This window comes from Streptomyces sp. NPDC030245 (genome assembly GCF_055572995.1).
In genome coordinates this window covers 380,737-397,289 of record NZ_JBVICF010000004.1, presented here as the reverse complement: position 1 = coordinate 397,289, position 16,553 = coordinate 380,737, and the positions used below count along the sequence as shown (strand labels likewise).

15 protein-coding genes are annotated in these 16,553 nt (G+C 71.7%); 6 read left to right on the top strand and 9 right to left on the bottom strand.

Annotated elements, in window-relative coordinates:
- Positions 1–51 precede the first annotated feature (51 nt).
- The 3 genes from pfkB to ACZ4Z4_RS13775 all read right to left on the bottom strand — a co-directional run bounded on the left by pfkB (position 52) and on the right by ACZ4Z4_RS13775 (position 2,600).
- Positions 52–999: a 1-phosphofructokinase gene (gene pfkB / locus ACZ4Z4_RS13785; protein ID WP_468326882.1), complete on the bottom strand. Its 948-nt coding sequence runs from the start codon at positions 997–999 to the stop codon at positions 52–54.
- Between the two features lie 23 nt (positions 1,000–1,022).
- Entirely contained in the window at positions 1,023–1,784 is a 762-nt protein-coding gene (locus tag ACZ4Z4_RS13780; RefSeq protein ID WP_468326557.1) for a DeoR/GlpR family DNA-binding transcription regulator, read from the bottom strand.
- 168 nt (positions 1,785–1,952) lie between these two features.
- Positions 1,953–2,600, bottom strand: a complete 648-nt coding sequence (locus tag ACZ4Z4_RS13775; protein ID WP_468326555.1) for a TetR/AcrR family transcriptional regulator — start codon at positions 2,598–2,600, stop codon at positions 1,953–1,955.
- Between the two features lie 144 nt (positions 2,601–2,744).
- Here ACZ4Z4_RS13775 and ACZ4Z4_RS13770 point away from each other — a divergent pair, with 144 nt between their 5' ends.
- Positions 2,745–4,028 (top strand): extracellular solute-binding protein, encoded by a 1,284-nt coding sequence (locus tag ACZ4Z4_RS13770; RefSeq protein WP_468326553.1) that lies wholly within the window; start codon positions 2,745–2,747, stop codon positions 4,026–4,028.
- 117 nt (positions 4,029–4,145) lie between these two features.
- Here ACZ4Z4_RS13770 and ACZ4Z4_RS13765 read toward each other — a convergent pair whose 3' ends face one another.
- A complete protein-coding gene (locus ACZ4Z4_RS13765) occupies positions 4,146–5,678 on the bottom strand; it encodes an MFS transporter (protein ID WP_468326551.1) in 1,533 nt (510 codons plus the stop codon).
- A gap of 252 nt (positions 5,679–5,930) precedes the next feature.
- On the opposite strand from ACZ4Z4_RS13765, the gene ACZ4Z4_RS13760 reads away from it, so the two are divergent.
- Positions 5,931–6,980, top strand: a complete 1,050-nt coding sequence (locus ACZ4Z4_RS13760) for a helix-turn-helix transcriptional regulator (RefSeq protein ID WP_468326550.1) — start codon at positions 5,931–5,933, stop codon at positions 6,978–6,980.
- Between the two features lie 23 nt (positions 6,981–7,003).
- On the opposite strand, the gene ACZ4Z4_RS13755 is transcribed toward ACZ4Z4_RS13760, so the two are convergent.
- Entirely contained in the window at positions 7,004–8,005 is a 1,002-nt protein-coding gene (locus ACZ4Z4_RS13755; RefSeq protein ID WP_468326548.1) for a sigma-70 family RNA polymerase sigma factor, read from the bottom strand.
- A 180-nt stretch (positions 8,006–8,185) separates the two neighbouring features.
- On the opposite strand from ACZ4Z4_RS13755, the gene ACZ4Z4_RS13750 reads away from it, so the two are divergent.
- Complete coding sequence (locus tag ACZ4Z4_RS13750; RefSeq protein WP_468326547.1) at positions 8,186–8,716, top strand: GNAT family N-acetyltransferase; 531 nt, start codon at positions 8,186–8,188, stop codon at positions 8,714–8,716.
- Positions 8,717–8,764: 48 nt separating this feature from the next.
- Complete coding sequence (locus ACZ4Z4_RS13745) at positions 8,765–9,811, top strand: questin oxidase family protein (protein WP_468326545.1); 1,047 nt, start codon at positions 8,765–8,767, stop codon at positions 9,809–9,811.
- A gap of 98 nt (positions 9,812–9,909) precedes the next feature.
- Here the strand turns inward: ACZ4Z4_RS13745 and ACZ4Z4_RS13740 are convergent, their stop codons facing one another.
- The gene (locus tag ACZ4Z4_RS13740) at positions 9,910–10,680 is read right to left on the bottom strand and encodes a dioxygenase family protein (protein ID WP_468326544.1); all 771 of its coding nucleotides are present in this window, start codon (positions 10,678–10,680) and stop codon (positions 9,910–9,912) included.
- Positions 10,681–10,824: 144 nt separating this feature from the next.
- On the opposite strand from ACZ4Z4_RS13740, the gene ACZ4Z4_RS13735 reads away from it, so the two are divergent.
- On the top strand, positions 10,825–11,340 hold the full coding sequence (locus ACZ4Z4_RS13735; protein ID WP_468326543.1) for a MarR family winged helix-turn-helix transcriptional regulator: 516 nt from the start codon (positions 10,825–10,827) through the stop codon (positions 11,338–11,340).
- 23 nt (positions 11,341–11,363) lie between these two features.
- Here ACZ4Z4_RS13735 and ACZ4Z4_RS13730 read toward each other — a convergent pair whose 3' ends face one another.
- Both ACZ4Z4_RS13730 and ACZ4Z4_RS13725 read right to left on the bottom strand, forming a co-directional pair.
- A complete protein-coding gene (locus tag ACZ4Z4_RS13730; protein ID WP_468326541.1) occupies positions 11,364–12,887 on the bottom strand; it encodes an MFS transporter in 1,524 nt (507 codons plus the stop codon).
- Positions 12,888–12,980: 93 nt separating this feature from the next.
- A complete protein-coding gene (locus ACZ4Z4_RS13725; RefSeq protein WP_468326540.1) occupies positions 12,981–13,637 on the bottom strand; it encodes a TetR/AcrR family transcriptional regulator in 657 nt (218 codons plus the stop codon).
- 286 nt (positions 13,638–13,923) lie between these two features.
- Here ACZ4Z4_RS13725 and ACZ4Z4_RS13720 point away from each other — a divergent pair, with 286 nt between their 5' ends.
- A complete protein-coding gene (locus ACZ4Z4_RS13720; RefSeq protein WP_468326538.1) occupies positions 13,924–15,204 on the top strand; it encodes a M6 family metalloprotease domain-containing protein in 1,281 nt (426 codons plus the stop codon).
- A 5-nt stretch (positions 15,205–15,209) separates the two neighbouring features.
- Here ACZ4Z4_RS13720 and rho read toward each other — a convergent pair whose 3' ends face one another.
- Positions 15,210–16,454 (bottom strand): transcription termination factor Rho, encoded by a 1,245-nt coding sequence (rho, locus tag ACZ4Z4_RS13715; RefSeq protein ID WP_468326536.1) that lies wholly within the window; start codon positions 16,452–16,454, stop codon positions 15,210–15,212.
- Between the last annotated feature and the right edge of the window lie 99 nt (positions 16,455–16,553).

Here is a 16,553-nt window from a genome sequence, read left to right as displayed (position 1 = left end):
GCCGGTGCCGGTGTCGGTGTCGGTGAGGGGCGAGGAGAGGGGGTGGGGCCGTCAGGATGCGGGGACCGTCAAGGGGCGGGACAGTGGTGCGTCGTCCGTCACGGTGACCGCGTCCGGGACGAGGTCCGACGGCGTCGGCATCGCGCTGCCCGGCAGCTGGACCGCGGCCGCGCCGTGCGCCACGGCGGAGGCGAGCGCACGCGGCCCCGTGCCGCCGGCGATCAGGAAGCCGGCGAGGGAGGAGTCGCCGGCGCCGACGTCGCTGCGCACGGCGGCGACGGGAGCGCTCGCGAAGTACGTGCCCGTCGCGTCGACCAGGAGCTGGCCGTCGGCGCCCAGGCTGGCGAGGACGGCGCGGGCGCCCGCCGCGCGCAGCTCCTCCGCCGCCTCGACCGCGTCGCCGACCGTCGTCAGGGGGCGGGCCACGGCCTCGGCGAGCTCCTCGACGTTGGGCTTGACGATGTCGGGGCGTTCGGCGAGCGCGGCGAGCAGGGCGGGGCCCGAGGTGTCCAGGGCGATGCGGGCGCCCGCCGCGTGCGCGCGGGACACCAACTCCGCGTACCAGGAGGGCCGCAGGCCGCGTGGCAGGCTGCCGCAGCAGGCGATCCAGTCGGCACCGGCCGACCGCTCGCCGACGGTGGTGAGCAGCAACTCGCGCTCGCTCTCCGACAGTTCGGGCCCCGGCGCGTTGATCTTCGTAAGCGTGCCGTCCGGCTCCGCCACCGCGATGTTGGACCGCGTCTGCCCGGTCACCGGCACCGGGGCCGCCTCGATGCCCTGCTCGCGCAGGAGTTGGGCGACGAGGGCACCGGGCGCTCCGCCGAGCGGCAGCACGGCGACCGTCCGCACGCCCGCTGCCGCGACGGCCCGCGAGACGTTGACGCCCTTGCCGCCCGGGTCCATGCGCTCGCCCGTGGCGCGGACGACCTCGCCACGGTCGAGGGACGGCACCTCGTAGGTGCGGTCGAGGGACGGATTGGGGGTGACGGTGAGGATCATGCGCGTACTGACTGCTTCCGTGCTCATGCGCGTACTACTTCCGTGCCGCCGCGCTCGATCGCGGCCGTGTCGGCGTCGGTCAGACCGGCATCGGTGATCAGCACGTCCACGTCGGCGAGGTCGCCGAAGCGGGCGAAGTGCTCCTGGCCGTGCTTGGCGGAGTCCGCGAGCAGCACGACACGGCGGGCCGCTGCGACGGCCGCCCGCTTCACCGCGGCCTCGGCGAGGTCGGGGGTGGTGAGCCCGGCCTCGGCGGAGAAGCCGTTGGCGGCGAGGAAGGCGACGTCGGCGCGGATCTCGCCGTACGCCCGCAGGGCCCATGCGTCGACCGCCGCGCGCGTACGCTGCCGGACCCGGCCGCCGATGAGGTGGAGCTGGATGCCGGGGTGGTCGGCGAGGCGGGCGGCCGTCGGCAGGCTGTGCGTGACGACCGTGAGCGCCGACTCCAGCGGGAGCGCCGCCGCGAGCCGCGCGACGGTCGACCCCGCGTCGAGGATGACGCTGCCCTCGGCGGGCAGTTCGGCGAGGGCAGCGCGGGCGATGCGGTCCTTCTCGTCGGCGGCGGTGCCCTCGCGCTCGGCGAGGTCCGGCTCGAAGTCGAGGCGCCCGGCGGGGATCGCGCCACCGTGCACACGGCGGACGAGGCCGGCCCGGTCGAGCGCCTTCAGGTCGCGCCGGATGGTCTCGGCGGTGACCTGGAACTCCTCGGCCAGCGACAGGACGTCGACCCGCCCGCCGTCCCGCGCGAGCCGCAGGATCTCCTGCTGCCGCTCCGGTGCGTACATGTCCGTTCGCCTCCGCCGAATGCCCGAGCTTGTGGTTTCACTCGCAGAGTACGGCTGAATCTCCCTGAAGTAAACAGATCCGGGCGCAAGACAGACACAAACGGGCCTCGCTCGACGCGCCGAGGGCACCTCCGTGCCGCAAGCTCGCCTCCAAGCTCGCCCCGAGCTCTACGGCCAGGGAAACGCGTCCAGCGCCGTGAGACAGCGCGCCGCGAGCGCCGCCGGGCCCTCGGCTGCGTCCGCCGATTCGTCGCCCGCGGCCCAGGTCTCGACAGCCACCCGCACCGCCGCACTCGCGACGGCCGCGGCGAGCCGCAGCTCCAGCCCCACGTCCGGGACCGATGCGCCGGCGCGCTCCGCGAGCACCGCCAACAGCGTCTGCTCCGACGCATGGCACGCGTCCGCCCACACCGAACGCAGCGCCGGGCTCTCCGCCGACATCCGCAGCAGCGCACGCACCCAGTCCAGGGACTCCACCGCGTCGGCATCGGCATCGGTGCCGCCGGCGCCGGCGCCGAGCGCGTCCGCGACGGCGTGCCCCAGCGCGTCCGGCACAGACAGCTCCGCCGGCGCCCCGCGCACCGCCTCCGCCCACTGCTGCGCCCCCGCGACGAAGAGCGGCGCGACCGACTCCTCCTTGGTCGCGAAGTAGCGGTAGAAGGTGCGGGGCGCGACGCCCGCCGCCCGGGCGATGTCCTCGGCGCGGGTGGCCCGCAGCCCGTCCGCCACGAAGAGCGCCGCCGCGGTACGGGCGATGTCCAGGCGGGTCTCGTTCTTGCGTCGCTCCGTGAGCGAAACGGGAGGCATGTCAGGCATGCCAGGCAGGTTATGCCAGTCCCCCGGTACGGCCCCATCGGCACTTACTGCCCGTATGGCAGAATCTGCCACCGCCAGAGGCGCATCCGCCGTCGTCGGATGCGCGTGGGATGCGCGTGGACAAGCAGAGGGTGGCAATCAACGGTGCGTCGTCGGAAGTTCCTTCTCCACACGGCCGGTCTCACCGGCACCACCGCGCTCGGCACCACCGCGCTCGGCGCCACCGCCCTCGGGACCCTCGGCCTGACCGCCTGTTCCGCCGAGACCGACTCCCCGCTCAAGCTCCTCGTGGCCAGCTACGACAAGAGCGTGGGTTCTTCGATCGGCGACCAGTGGGGCGGCCTCATCGGCACCTTCAAGAAGGCCCACCCGGACATCGATGTCCACCTCGAACGCGTCCCGTTCACCAAGCTCGACCAGACCCTGGCCCGGCGCGTGAAGGACGGGGACGCCCCCGACATCGCGCAGTCCAACTTCTTCGCGCCCTACGCCGAGGACGGCAAGCTGTACGGCGCCGACGACCTCTTCGACGTCCGTACCGAGGGCGACTTCATCCGCTCCTACGCGGAGGCGGGCATGGTCGACCGCGTCCAGTACGGCCTGCCCTTCCTCGCCAGCACCCCGCGCCTCTTCTACAACAAGGCCCTCTTCAAGCAGGCTCGCGTCAAGGCGCCCCGCTCCTGGGCCGAACTGCGGGAGGTGGCCGAGGCGTTGAAGGCGATCGGCGTACCCACGCCGTACGGTCTGCAACTCGGTCCGGAGGCCGCCGAGGACGAGGCGCTCGCCTGGCTCCTCGCGGACGGCGGCGGCTACGCCGGTCTCACCGGCTACGACTTCGCCACCCCCAGCAACATCGACACCCTCACCTGGCTGTGCGACAACCTCGTGGCGCGCGGCCTGGCGGGCGCCGACCCCAAGTCGCTGACGAGGACGGAGGCGTACGCCCAGTTCCTGCGCGGCAAGATCGGCATGATGATCGCCCACCCTGTTTTGATGGGCGCCGCCGACCAGGCCAAGTTCCCTTACGCGCACGCCCCGTTCCCCAAGAAGCTCGGCGGCGCGGCACCGCCCGTGGGGCTCAACGACTGGCTGATGGCGTTCAAGCAGAACGGGCGGCGCGAGCAGTGCGGCACGTTCCTGAGCTACCTGTACGGCCGGAAGTCCGCGTTGGCGTACGGCGGAAGCCAGTCCGCCCTGCCGGTGACGAGCTCCGCGTCGGACGCCCTGCGCAAGAACCCGAAGCACCGGCAGCTCTGGGACTTCATCGACCAGATGCCGCAGGCGCAGTTCCAGCCGACCAACCTCGGATCGTGGCCGGAGGTCCGCAGTGCGGTGCGTCGCCGTATCGGCGAGGCGGTGGTCAAGGGCGGCAGCCCCAAGGCCGTACTGGAGTCCTTGGACGAGGCGGCCACGCAGGCAGAGCTTTAGCGCTCTGTAGGGGGGCGGTCCGTGTCCTCGCGACCTGCGGGCCGGTTGTGGCTGGTCGCGCAGTTCCCCGCGCCCCTGAAGGGCTATCCGGCGCGGGGAACTCCGCATGACCACCCATCACCGCGTCAGCGCCGGCTCCTTCTGCGGAGCGGTCGCGTCCGGCGCGACCTCGTCCACGCCGCCCTCGACATGCTGCTTCGGCTTCGCCGGCAGGGCGAACATCACCAGGAAGATGACGGCGAGCACGCCCGTCACCCACCACAGCGCGTTCTGGAACCCGTCCGCGAACTCCGCGGGGATCCGCTCCCGCGGCACCCGCTCGTCGATCACCCCGAAGAAGACGACCGACACCAGGCCGAGGCCGAGCGCGGTGCCCATCTGCTGCACGGTGTTGATGAGTCCGGAGGCCGAACCCGCGTGCTCCCTCGGTACCTCCGAGAGGACCGCGTCCGTCAGCGGGGCCACGATCAGACCCATGCCGATGCCCATCACGACCAGCGGGAGCACCATCTGCCAGGGGGCGATGTCCGCGCCGTACCGGCCGGCCTCCCAGATGTAGATCAGTACGCCCGCGGCCATCGCGAGGGCACCGGCCTGGAGCACCTTGCGGCCGAAACGGGGCACGAGCTTCTGCACGGAGATGCCGGCCGCCGCCGAGACGGCGATCGAGAACGGCACCCCGGTCAGTCCGGCGCGCAGCGCGGTCCAGCCGAGGCCGACCTGCATGTAGAGCGTCCAGACCAGGAAGAAGATGCCCATCGTGACGCCGAAGACGGTCTGCACGGCGATGCCCGCGGCGAAGCTCTTCACCTTGAACAGCGACAGTTCGACGAGCGGCGAGCCGTCCTTGGCGGCCTTCTTCTTCTCGTACGCGACGAGGGCGCCGAAGACGACGAGCGAGCCCGCCATCATGACGTGGCCCCACACCGGCCAGCCCAGCTCGCGTCCGCGGGTGAGCGGGTAGAGCAGCATCAGCAGGCCGACGGTGACCAGGACGACGCCGAACAGGTCGAGCTTGAGGGCGCGCGGCGCCTTCGACTCGGTGATGAACTTCCGTCCGAGGACGAGCCCCGCGATGCCGACCGGCAGGTTGATGAGGAAGATCGGGCGCCATTCGAGGCCGAGGATGTTCCACTCGGTGAGCAGCGCGCCGAGCAGCGGCCCGGAGACCGCGCCGAGGCCGACGACCATGCCGAAGAGGCCGAAGACCTTGCCGCGCTCGTGGGCCGGGAAGGTCGCGTGCACGATCGAGAGCACCTGCGGCACCATCAGCGCGGCCATGCCGCCCTGGAGGATGCGGGAGGCGACCAGCATCTCCGGGTTCACCGCGAAGCCGCAGAGCGCCGAGGCGACGGTGAAGCCGGTGATCCCTATCAGGAAGAGCCGCTTGCGGCCGTGGATGTCGCCGAGCCGGCCGCCGGTGATGAGACCGGCGGCGAACGCGAGGGCGTAACCCGCGGTGATCCACTGGATCTGGCTGTACGTGGCGCCCTCGTCGCGCTGGATGGCCGGGATGGCGATGTTGACGATCGTGACGTCGACGAGGTCCATGAACGCGGCGGTCATCACGATGGCCAGGGCGAACCACCGCCGGCGGTCGCCGACGGCCGCCGGTGTTCCGGGGGCGGAAGCGGTGCTGGGTGAAGTCATGCCGCAAGGCTAGGGGCCATATAGGCCAGTCCGTGACCTAGTTGTCCGGCATGCTGTACGCGTTGACGGCGACGCGCCGGGCGACGCCGCCACGACGGCGACGGACGGCGGTGCGAGGTCGCCACGGCAGACCTCGATGACGGCGACCGGCCACGGGGTCGCGTCGCCACGGCAGACCTCGATGACGGCGACCGGCCACGGGGTCGCGTCGCCACGGCGGACCACGACGACGGCAGAACGGGCGGTACGACCATGACTGCGGACGGTACGGCGGCCGGTGTGGACACTCCGGCGCGTCTCTTCCAGCTCCTCTCCCTCCTCCAGACACCCCGCGAGTGGCCCGGCGCCGAGCTCTCCGAGCGGCTCGGGGTCAGCAGGCGGACGGTGCGGCGGGACATCGACCGGCTGCGGGACCTCGGCTATCCGGTGCGGGCCAGCCAGGGCGCGGCCGGTGGCTACCGGCTCGTCGCGGGCAAGGCCATGCCGCCGCTGGTCCTGGACGACGAGGAGGCGGTGGCCATCGCGGTCGGCCTGCGGGCCGGGGCGGGGCACGCCGTGGAAGGCGTGGAGGAGGCGTCGGTGCGGGCGCTCGCCAAGCTGGAGCAGGTGCTGCCGGGGCGCCTGCGCCACCGCGTCTCCGCGCTCCAGACCGCGACGACGGCGCTGACCAGCGGCGACGGGGCGAGTATCGCGCCGGAGACGCTGACGGTGATGGCGTCGGCGGCGGCCGGCCACGAGCGGCTGCGGTTCGCCTACCGGGCGGGCGACGGCACGGAGTCGCGCCGGCTCACCGAGCCGTACCGCCTGGTGTCGACGGGGCGGCGCTGGTACCTCGTGGCGTACGACATCGACCGCGAGGACTGGCGGACGTTCCGCGTGGACCGGGTGGCCGATCCGTTCGCCACGGGCGCGCGGTTCGTGCCGCGGGAGCTGCCGAAGGGGGACGCCGCGGAATACATCCGCCAGTCGATGTGGCGAGGACGCCAGTCGTACGACGTGGACGTGGTCTTCGCGGCGCCCGCGGAGTTCGTCACCGCGCGGCTGCCCGCGCACCTGGGCCCGGTGGAGCCCGTGGACGACCGCAGCTGCCGCCTGAGCTGCGGGGCCTCGGACTCCGTCGAGTGGCTGGCGGTCCGCCTGGCGGTCCTGGACTGCGACTTCACGGTGCACGGCCCGGCGGAGCTGGTGGACTGCATCAGAGCGATGAGCGAGCGCCTGACGCACTCGCTCCCGGCAAAAGGGCGGGCGGGTGGGGAAAACGCGCGAAGCGCGACGCCCCAACAAAACGGCGCAGGAGGCTGAGGCACCCGCCCAAGGCCGGCCGCCTAGGCCGCCGCGTCGAACCCGGTGTCCCGAGCCAGCTTCTTCAGTTCGAGCAGCGCGTGCTTCTCGATCTGCCGGATCCGCTCCCGGGTCAGCCCGTGCTCCTTGCCGACCTCCGTGAGCGTGCGCTCGCGGCCGTCGTCTATGCCGTACCGCATCTTGATGATGGAGGCCGTGCGCTGGTCGAGGCGGCCGATCAGGTCGTCGAGCTCCTCGCTGCGGAGCAGCGAGAGGACGGACTGCTCGGGCGAGACCGCCGAGGTGTCCTCCAGGAGGTCGCCGAACTGGGTGTCGCCCTCGTCGTCCACGCCCATGTTCAGCGAGACGGGGTCGCGGGCCCAGTCCAGGACGTCGATGACGCGCTCGGGTGTCGAGGAGAGCTCGGCGGCGATCTCGGCGGGCTCGGGATCCCGGCCGTTCTCACGGTTGAACTCGCGCTGGACCCGGCGGATCCGGCCCAGCTCCTCCACCAGGTGGACGGGGAGGCGGATGGTGCGGGACTGGTCGGCGATGGAGCGGGTGATGGCCTGGCGGATCCACCACGTGGCGTACGTGGAGAACTTGAATCCCTTGGCGTAGTCGAACTTCTCGACGGCGCGCACCAGGCCTGCGTTCCCCTCCTGGATCAGGTCGAGGAGGGGGAGGCCGCTGCGCGGATAGCGGCGGGCGACCGCGACGACCAGGCGGAGGTTGGACCGGATGAAGACGTCCTTGGCGCGCTCGCCGTCGGCCACGAGGGCTTCGAGCTCCTCGCGGTCCGCGGTGACCTTGCTGTCCTCGACCTCGCCGTCCAGGATCTTCTGGGCATACACCCCCGCCTCGATGACCTGGGAGAGCTCCACTTCCTTGGCGGCGTCGAGCAGCGGCGTACGCGCGATCTCGTCGAGGTACATGCCGACCAGGTCGCGGTCGGCGATCTCCCCGCCTACGGCGCGAACACTGCGTGCCGCGTCGGTCTCGCCGGAGGCGGCGGACTTACGACGGGCGACGGCACGGGTTGCCATGCGTGCTCCCTTGCGATGGTGGTCCTGGTCGGCCCTTTCTGGGGCCTCTGTGGTGGATGGCACACCCTCGGGTGCCCTGCATCCGATGGAAACAACGACTGGAATCCGGACAGAATTCCCAAGCCGCGCATCTTTTTTCCTGACAGTGCAGTACCCTGTCGCGCCACGGAGGGGGTCCGGATGCCGACGGAGCGTACTGAGGTGCAGGTGAGACCGGCCGTCGAGGCTGATCTCGAAGCCCTGACGGACCTCTACAACCACTACGTGCGTGAGACGGCCGTCACCTTCGACACCGTCGCCTTCCTGCCGGAAGAGCGCCGCCCTTGGCTGCTCTCCCACCCTGAAGACGGCCCGCACCGCCTCTTGGTTGCTCAGGAGCGCGACACGGGTCGAGTGCTCGGATACGCGACCAGTAGTCCTTTCCGGCCGAAGCCCGCTTACTCCACTTCCGTGGAAGTCAGCGTGTACTGCGCCCCGGACGCCGCGGGCCGCGGCATCGGCACGCTCCTCTACAAGGCGCTCCTGGAGGCCCTGGAGGGCGAGGACGTGCACCGCGCCTACGCCGGGATCGCCCAGCCGAACGAGGCCTCGGAACGCCTGCACGAGCGCTTCGGTTTCCGGCACGTGGGGACGTACGGGGAAGTGGGCAGGAAGTTCGGGCGGTACTGGGACGTCGCCTGGTACGAGCTGCCTCTGGGCCCGCGGACCTAGATCTCCGGTCCGTTACGCGGCGGCAGGTCGGCGGCCTACCGTCCCCGCATGGACGACACCACAGGAATCCTCGACGAAGCCCTGCAACGGTTGCACACCTCCGGTCCCGAGCGTCTCGGACGGCTCACCAACCACGCCCCGATGGCCGTCGAGGCGCTCGCCGCGCACGGGCAGTCCCGGGCCGTCCACCGGTGGCTTGATCTTTACGCCTCCAAGCTGGAGGAGTTCCCCGCCCCGTTCGAGCCGGTCACCGACGTGAACTGGCGAGCCGCCCTGGGTGACCCGCGCCGCGCCGCCGACTGGATCGCGTACTTCGGCCGGGAGATCGAGGCCCGGCCGTGGCGCGACGTGCTCGCCCAGTGGTGGCCACGGCTGCTGCCCGGTCTGTACGGCGGGTCGGCGCACCCGGTGATCCGGGTGGGCCACGCCGTGCGCACCCTGGAGGGGAGCGACGCGGAGGCGGGGCGCGGTCGGGCGGGCGGGGTGACCGAGCCGCGTCTCACCGAGCTCGCGCACGGCCTCGGCTACTGGGCCGCCCGCCACCACCCGCTCGCCGGTGTCGCCCCGCTGCCGGGCGCCGACAGCGCCGCGGCCGCGCTCGAAGCGGTGCCGCCCATCGCGAACCGGGCCGACGGCGGTTTCCCGGCGCGGCTCGGCCGGGTGGAGGGGCTGCCGGTGTGGGCGGGCACGGTGGACGACCCGGAGGAGGCCGGGCGCCGGCTGACGGAGCTGGTGCGGGCGGCCACCCACCGGTACGTCACGCACGGCCACGGCGACGAGACGATGCTGGTGCACGCGGCGACCGCGCCCAACGCCGTGCTGCGCGCCCTGCCCGCGCTCCCCCGCGCCCTGTGGGTGCCGAGTCTGCACGCCGCGTGGACGGTGTCGGCGGCGATCACCGCCATGTACGCGCCGGACGGGCCGGTGGCGTATGTGTCGCCGGGCGCCTTCACCGCTGAGGAGGTCTTCGAGCGGGCGCTCGCACACGGGGACGAGCACGTGATCAAGTTGACGGATACGGTGCTGGACGTCGGGGACGAGCAGGCCTTGGCGGCCGCCCTGCGGGCCGTGGAGCTCAGCGTGCCGCTCGCGTAGGGGGCCGGGCGTGCTTCTTTTCGGCTGCGGGTGTGTTGTGGCTGGTCGCGCAGTTCCCCGCGCCCCTTAGAAGCCCCCCGGCACCCCTTGAGGGAACCTCAGCCGAACTGCACCGACCTCTTCGCCAGGCCCATCCAGAAACCGTCGATCACACTGCGCTGTCCGTCGAGGTCTCCCACCGCCTCGGCCGCGCCGAGTGTGACGAAGAGGGGTGCGAAGTGCTCGGTGCGCGGGTGGGCGAGTTGCCCGGCCGGCGACTTGTGCCCGAAGTCGAGCAGCGCGTCCACGTCGCCCGCCTCCAGGGCCTCGTGCCCCCAGGCGTCGAACTCGGCCGACCAGCCGGGCACCCCGCCGTGGCGCAGCGCGGCGAGGTTGTGCGTGAAGAAGCCGCTGCCGACGATCAGCACGCCCTCGTCGCGCAGCGGCGCCAGCTTGCGGCCGATGTCCATGAGGCGGCGCGGGTCGAGGGTCGGCAGGGAGATCTGGAGGACGGGGATGTCGGCGCCCGGGTACATCTCCACGAGCGGGACGTACGCGCCGTGGTCGAGCCCGCGGTCCGGCACGTCCTGCACGGGCGTGCCGGGGGCGTGCAGGAGCTTGCGTACGGAGGCGGCGAGTGCGGGTGCGCCGGGCGCGGCGTACGTCACCTGGTAGTAGCGCTCGGGGAAGCCCCAGAAGTCGTACACGAGGGGCAGGGTCTCGGTGGCGGAGAGGGCCAGCGGTGCCTCCTCCCAGTGGGCGGAGACCATGAGGATCGCCGTGGGGCGCGGCAGCTCCGCGGACCAGGCGGCCAGTTCGCCGGGCCAGACGGGGTCGTCGGCGAGCGGCGGGGCGCCGTGGCTGAGGTACAGGGCGGGCATGCGGGTCATCGCGAACCTCCGGGCGGGCGGAACGTGGGAGGGAGGGAGCAGAGGGAGAGTGCCGAGCGTGAGTACTTGAAACCTCAAGCTATCCGCTCAACCGTACGCACGGTTTGTTCAAACTTCAAGGAAGGGCCTCGTACAGTGGAGTACATGGATATGGCAGCGACCCCTCCCCCGGCCGGCGAGCCGCACTGGCTGGACGGCGACGAGCAGCGCGTCTGGCGGGCGTATCTCCAGGCGACCACCCTCCTCGACGACTTCCTCGACCGTCAGCTCCAGCGCGACGCGGGCATGCCGCACATGTACTACGGCCTCCTGGTCCAGCTGTCCGACGCCCCCCGGCGGCGGCTGCGGATGACCGAGCTGGCCAAGACCATGAAGATCACCCGGTCCCGTCTCTCGCACGCGGTGGCCCGCCTGGAGAAGAGCGGCTGGGTACGCCGCGAGGACTGTCCCTCCGACAAGCGCGGGCAGCTGGCGATACTCACCGACGAGGGCTTCGAGGTGCTGCGCAGGACCGCCCCCGGTCATGTCACCGCCGTCCGCCAGGCCCTCTTCGACCGGCTCACCCCGGAACAGCAGAAGTCCCTCGGCGAGATCATGACGATCGTCGCCGAGGGACTTCAGCCCAAGGAGGCCGGTGCGGACCTCCCCTGGCTCCGCTAGGTGCTACCCGGGAAAGGGTCGGGTCAGTGGGCCATCACCGGGATCTTCACCTCGTCCTCGGCGCCGTCCACCGAACCGCCCGAGGCGGCGGCGCCGCCCTGGTGGCCGGTGTTGATGAACGTCGCCGCGATCAGCGCGGAGACGACCAGGATGCCGACCGCCCACCAGATGGCGCTGGTGTAGCCCTCGACCATGGCCTGCGCCTGGACGAGCTTGGGGTTGGCGGCGCCGGCCGCGTGGTCCGCGATGTACGCGGAGGTCGCGGAGGCGGCGATGGTGTTCAGGAGCGCCGTGCCGATGGCGCCGCCGACCTGCTGCGAGGTGTTGACCATCGCGGAGGCGACACCGGCGTCACGGGCCTCGACGCCGTGCGTGGCGAGCGACATGGCGGGCATGAACGCCGTACCCATGCCGAGGCCGAGCATCAGCTGCGCCGGCATGATCAGCCCGGTGTACGAGGAGCCGACCTCCAGCTGCGTCAGGAGCAGCATGCCGACGGCGGCGAGCAGGAAGCCCGGACCCATCAGCAGCCGCGGCGGGACGCGCGTCATCAGACGGGCGCCGATCTGCGTGGAGCCCACGATCATGCCCGCGATCATCGGCAGGAAGGCGAAGCCGGTCTTGACCGGCGAGTAGCCCTCGACGATCTGGAGGTAGTACGTGAGGAACAGGAACAGGCCGAACATCGCGATGACGGCGAGGCCGAGCGACAGGTAGACGCCACCGCGGTTGCGCTCGGTCAGGACGCGCAGCGGCAGCAGCGGCGACTTGACCTTGGCCTCGGTGAGGACGAACGCGGCGAGCAGCACGGCCGACGCCACGAACATGGCGACGGTCACGGAGTCCGACCAGCCGTCGGACTCGGCGCGCGTGAAGCCGTAGACCAGCGCGACCAGGCCGAGGGTGGAGAGGACCACGCCGGGGATGTCGAGCGGCGAGCGGTTGCGGCCGCCGGCCGGCTCACGGATGACGAAGTACGCGCCGAGCGCGGCGACCACCGCGAACGGGATGTTGACGAAGAAGGTCCAGCGCCAGTTCAGGTACTCGGTGAGGAAGCCGCCGAGGATGAGGCCGACGGCGCCGCCGCCACCGGCGATCGCGCCGTAGATGCCGAAGGCCTTGGCGCGCTCCTTGGCGTCGGTGAACATCACCGCGAGCAGCGAGAGGGCGGCGGGCGCAAGCAGCGCGCCGAACACACCCTGGAGGGCGCGGGCGCCCAGCATCATGGCCTCACCGGTCGCGGCGCCGCCGAGCGCGGAGGCCGCGGCGAAGCCGATCAGGCCGGTCACGAAGGTGCGCTTGCGGCCCCACAGGTCGGAGATGCGGCCACCGAAGAGCAGCAGGCCGCCGAAGGCGAGCGCGTAGGCCGTGATGACCCACTGGCGGTTGCCGTCGGATATGCCGAGGTCCTCCTGGGCGGAGGGCAGCGCGATGTTCACGATGGTCGCGTCGAGCACGACCATCAGCTGCGCGAGGGCGATGAAGACGAGCGCCTTCCAGCGGTTGGCGTCTGGCCCTGAGTCGGGCTTGAGGGCTGTTTCGGACATAGGGGTAGCCACCTAGCGGTACGGAGTGAACTAAAACGGAAAAAAAGGGGTGGTGATAGGGGTGGTGCAGAGAGGCGGGTTCGGCGGAGCGGGTCAGTGCCGGCGGAGATCCTTCAGCGTCGCCGCCTCCCCCGGCAGCTCGGACCGGGCGGGCGTCATCAGGCCGTCCAGGAACAGCTGGAGATGACGGTGGATGAAGCTGTCCATGCCCACGCAGGCCGTGCCCGGCAGCGGCCGGGTGAGCTGGGAGAGGGCGACCATCAGGTCACCGACGTCGATGTCGGTGCGCAGCTGTCCCGCCGCGCGGGCCCGCTCCATGAGGCCTTCGATGGAGCGCTCCAGCCGTTCGCGGGCGTCGAGCAGATCGGGGTGGAAGGGGTCGAAGTCCGGCGCGAGCATCGGGCACATGGCGCCGATCCGCTCGTCGACCGCAGCGTGCACGAAGGTGCGCAGCGCCGCGAAGGCGGCGCCCTCGTCGGCGTCCGCCGTGGCGATGCCCCGCTCGGCGAGGTCCGCGACGCGGTCCGTGACCGTGCGGACGACCTCGCGCACCAGCTCGGCGCGGTCGGCGAAGTTGCGGTACACCGTGGCGTTGCCGACGCCGGCCCGGCGCGCGACCTCGTCGAGGGGTACGTCTGCTCCGTACTCCACGAACATCTCGCGTGCGGCGGCGACGATCCGCTCCCGGTTGCGCAGGGCGTCGGCCCGCGGGCGGGTGACTCGGCGCTGCGGGGCGGTGGCGGTGTCCACGGCTGCTCCTCGGTTCGGTCGACTGCTGGTTCCGGGGCCCGCTTTCGGCCCTGGGCCCGCGATGTGGGGAGTAAGTCCCCGGTTCATGCGGACACACTTCTAAACGGGGAGAGACTCCCCGGATATTTCCGCCAGGATGCCCAATTTACGTGACCTGAGTCACACCCCTTCACCGGGAAACCCTCGATCGGTCGCACCCAACGAGCGCCCGCGCACCCGCCGTCACAGGCTGACCGGACAGGGTGCAGCCAGGACCGGCGGCTGCCGCGGAGTGGAGGGCCCACGCATGCAGCCGACCCGGCGCCGGATACGCCCCGCCCGCCGCGGCATCGCCCTGGCCTCCGGCGCCGCGCTGGCCCTCGCGGTCACCACGTCGGCGAGCACCGGACGCCTGATGGCGGACGCGCCGAGCGCGGCGGGCCCGGTCTCCCTCTCCCGGAGCACCGCTCTCGGCCCTTGCATGATCAGCGGCACGCTGGGCGTACAGATGTCGGAGGGCGTGCCCACACCGCCCGGCTACTCGCGCTCCACCGGCACCGTCCGGGCCCTGAACCTCATGGTGGACTTCTCCGACGCGCCGGGTCAGGGCAGTGCGATGGACCGCCTCGCGGAGTTCTTCCCGCAGACCTCGCAGTGGTTCCGCACCAGTTCGTACGGGCGCCTCGACTACCGCCCGGAATCCCCCGTACCCGACTGGCTGCGGATGCCGAAGACGTTCAAGGAGTACGGGATAGAGCGCGGCGCCCCCTTCGACCCCGGCTACCGGCGGCTCGTCGAGGACATCGTGGCGGCCGCCGACCCGGACGTGGACTTCCGGACGTACGACCTCGTGAACATCCTGATCACCCCGAACGCGGGCCCCTCCGCCCTCGACACCGTCCTGTCGGTGACCTTCGCGGGCAACCACGAGGCGCCGGTCGCGGACGGCGTCCCCGTCTCCAACGCGTCCTTCGTCTACAGCCGCCAGGACGACGGCTCGGGCAGCTACCACGAGACGGGCTACCGCGTCCTGCCGCACGAGAACGGCCACGTCTTCGGCCTGCCCGACCTCTACACGCAGGACGGCGGCGGCGCGGTCGGGCACTGGGACATCATGAGCGAGGACTGGGGCGCCAACAACGACCTGCTGGCCTGGCACAAGTGGAAGCTGGGCTGGCTCGACGACGACCAGATCGGCTGCGCCGCGAACTCCGGCACGACCGAGCACGTCCTGTCCCCACTGGCCCGCTCCGGCGGCCGGAAGCTGGCGTTCGCCCCGCTGAGCGAGAAGACGGGGTACGCGATCGAGGCCCGCACCCGCGGCGGCAACGACGAGGCGGTCTGCAAGCCCGGCGTGCTCGTCTACCGCGTGGACGCGGAGGTCGACACCGGCCACGGCCCGGTCACGGTCTCCGACGCCGCACCCGACAGCGGCGGCTGCACCCGCCGCCCCAACGTCCACGCGGAGCTCTCCGACGCGACCTACGGCATCGGCGAGACGTTCACGGACCGCAAGACGGGGGTGCGGGTCACGGTGACGGGAGCGACCGACGACGGCGACTACCGCGTGCGCGTGACGCGTCCGTAGCACCGTCACGGCTGCGCGCCGGGCACGGTCTGCCGCACCTGCCGCAGGAACGCGGCGTTGCTCGGCGTCTTCCTGACCCGGTCGAGCAGCGCCTCCAAGGCGCCCTGCTGGTCCCTCCCGTGCAGAGCCCGCCGCAATCCGCGTACGGCACTCAACTCCTCCTCCGGCACCAGCAGTTCCTCGCGCCGGGTGCCGGACGGAACCACGTCGACAGCCGGGAAGACACGTCGGCCGGCGATGCCGCGGTCGAGCCGCAGCTCCATGTTGCCGGTGCTCTTCAACTCTTCGAAGTAGTAGTCGTCGGCGCGCGATCCGGTCTCCACGAGCGCGGTCGCGAGCATGGTCAGGGAGCCGCCCTCCTCGGTGAGGCGCGCGGCCCCGAAGAGCCGCTTCGGCCCCTGCACGGCGGCGGCGTCGACACCGCCGCTGAGGGTACGGCCGCCGCCGGTGGCCGCGTTGTTGTACGCCCGGCACAGCCGCGTCAGCGAGTCGAAGAGCATGACGACGTCGCGCCCCTCCTCGACCAGGCGCTTGGCCCGCTCGACGGCGAGTTCGGCGAGGGCGATGTGCTCCTTGGCGGGCCGGTCGAAGGTCGAGGCCAGCACCTCGCCGCGGACCGAACGCCGCATGTCGGTGACCTCCTCGGGCCGCTCGTCGAGGAGGACGACCATGAGATGGCACTCGGGGTGGTTCCGGGCGACCGCGGCGGCGATCTGCTGGAGCAGCACGGTCTTGCCGGTCTTCGGCGGGGCGACGATCAGGCCGCGCTGCCCCTTGCCGACGGGCGCGACGAGATCGACGAGACGCCCGGCGACGGGCCCGCCCTCCACCTCGAGGCGGAGCCGTTCGCGGGGATGCAGAGGCGTCAGCTCGCCGAACCGCGGCCGGCCACGCAACTCCGCGACGGAGCCTCCGTTGACCAGCTCGGCCCCGGCGAGCACACCGGGCCGCCCGCACACACCGGTGACGAAGTCCCCGGCTCGCAGCCCGAGTTGACGTACGACGGCGGCGGGCACCTGCACGTCACCCTTCCCCGGCAGAAGGCTGCCACCCCGCAGGAAGCCACGCCCATCACGCTGGACGTCGAGAACCCCCTCACACGCAGAGGCAGTTGAGCCGACACGACCGGCGGACAAAGATTCGGTTGCTGTAACAGTCACAGTGGGCGTCCTTTCAAGGACATGCGCGAAATTCGCGGGAATACGCGGGAGAGAGGCCCGGCGAGGGGGCGGCGATGACACGCCCCGCACACAGCGGACGAAAAGAGCACTGCCACAAGGCGGACAGTGCGTTGAAGGCCGAAAGCGGGCCTGACAGATCCCGGCGGACCGGGAGAAGAGGATCCGGCA

Excerpts from the sequence above, each read along its gene's own strand:
- ACZ4Z4_RS13760 (WP_468326550.1), top strand. The coding sequence starts at position 5,931 with ATGACTGCGGACGGTACGGCGGCCGGTGTGGACACTCCGGCGCGTCTC.
- ACZ4Z4_RS13740 (WP_468326544.1), bottom strand. The coding sequence starts at position 10,680 with ATGACCCGCATGCCCGCCCTGTACCTCAGCCACGGCGCCCCGCCGCTC.
- ACZ4Z4_RS13755 (WP_468326548.1), bottom strand. The coding sequence starts at position 8,005 with ATGGCAACCCGTGCCGTCGCCCGTCGTAAGTCCGCCGCCTCCGGCGAG.
- ACZ4Z4_RS13735 (WP_468326543.1), top strand. The coding sequence starts at position 10,825 with ATGGATATGGCAGCGACCCCTCCCCCGGCCGGCGAGCCGCACTGGCTG.
- ACZ4Z4_RS13775 (WP_468326555.1), bottom strand. The coding sequence starts at position 2,600 with ATGCCTGACATGCCTCCCGTTTCGCTCACGGAGCGACGCAAGAACGAG.
- ACZ4Z4_RS13750 (WP_468326547.1), top strand. The coding sequence starts at position 8,186 with ATGCCGACGGAGCGTACTGAGGTGCAGGTGAGACCGGCCGTCGAGGCT.
- ACZ4Z4_RS13720 (WP_468326538.1), top strand. The coding sequence starts at position 13,924 with ATGCAGCCGACCCGGCGCCGGATACGCCCCGCCCGCCGCGGCATCGCC.
- ACZ4Z4_RS13780 (WP_468326557.1), bottom strand. The coding sequence starts at position 1,784 with ATGTACGCACCGGAGCGGCAGCAGGAGATCCTGCGGCTCGCGCGGGAC.
- ACZ4Z4_RS13765 (WP_468326551.1), bottom strand. The coding sequence starts at position 5,678 with ATGACTTCACCCAGCACCGCTTCCGCCCCCGGAACACCGGCGGCCGTC.
- ACZ4Z4_RS13730 (WP_468326541.1), bottom strand. The coding sequence starts at position 12,887 with ATGTCCGAAACAGCCCTCAAGCCCGACTCAGGGCCAGACGCCAACCGC.
- pfkB (WP_468326882.1), bottom strand. The coding sequence starts at position 999 with ATGATCCTCACCGTCACCCCCAATCCGTCCCTCGACCGCACCTACGAG.
- ACZ4Z4_RS13745 (WP_468326545.1), top strand. The coding sequence starts at position 8,765 with ATGGACGACACCACAGGAATCCTCGACGAAGCCCTGCAACGGTTGCAC.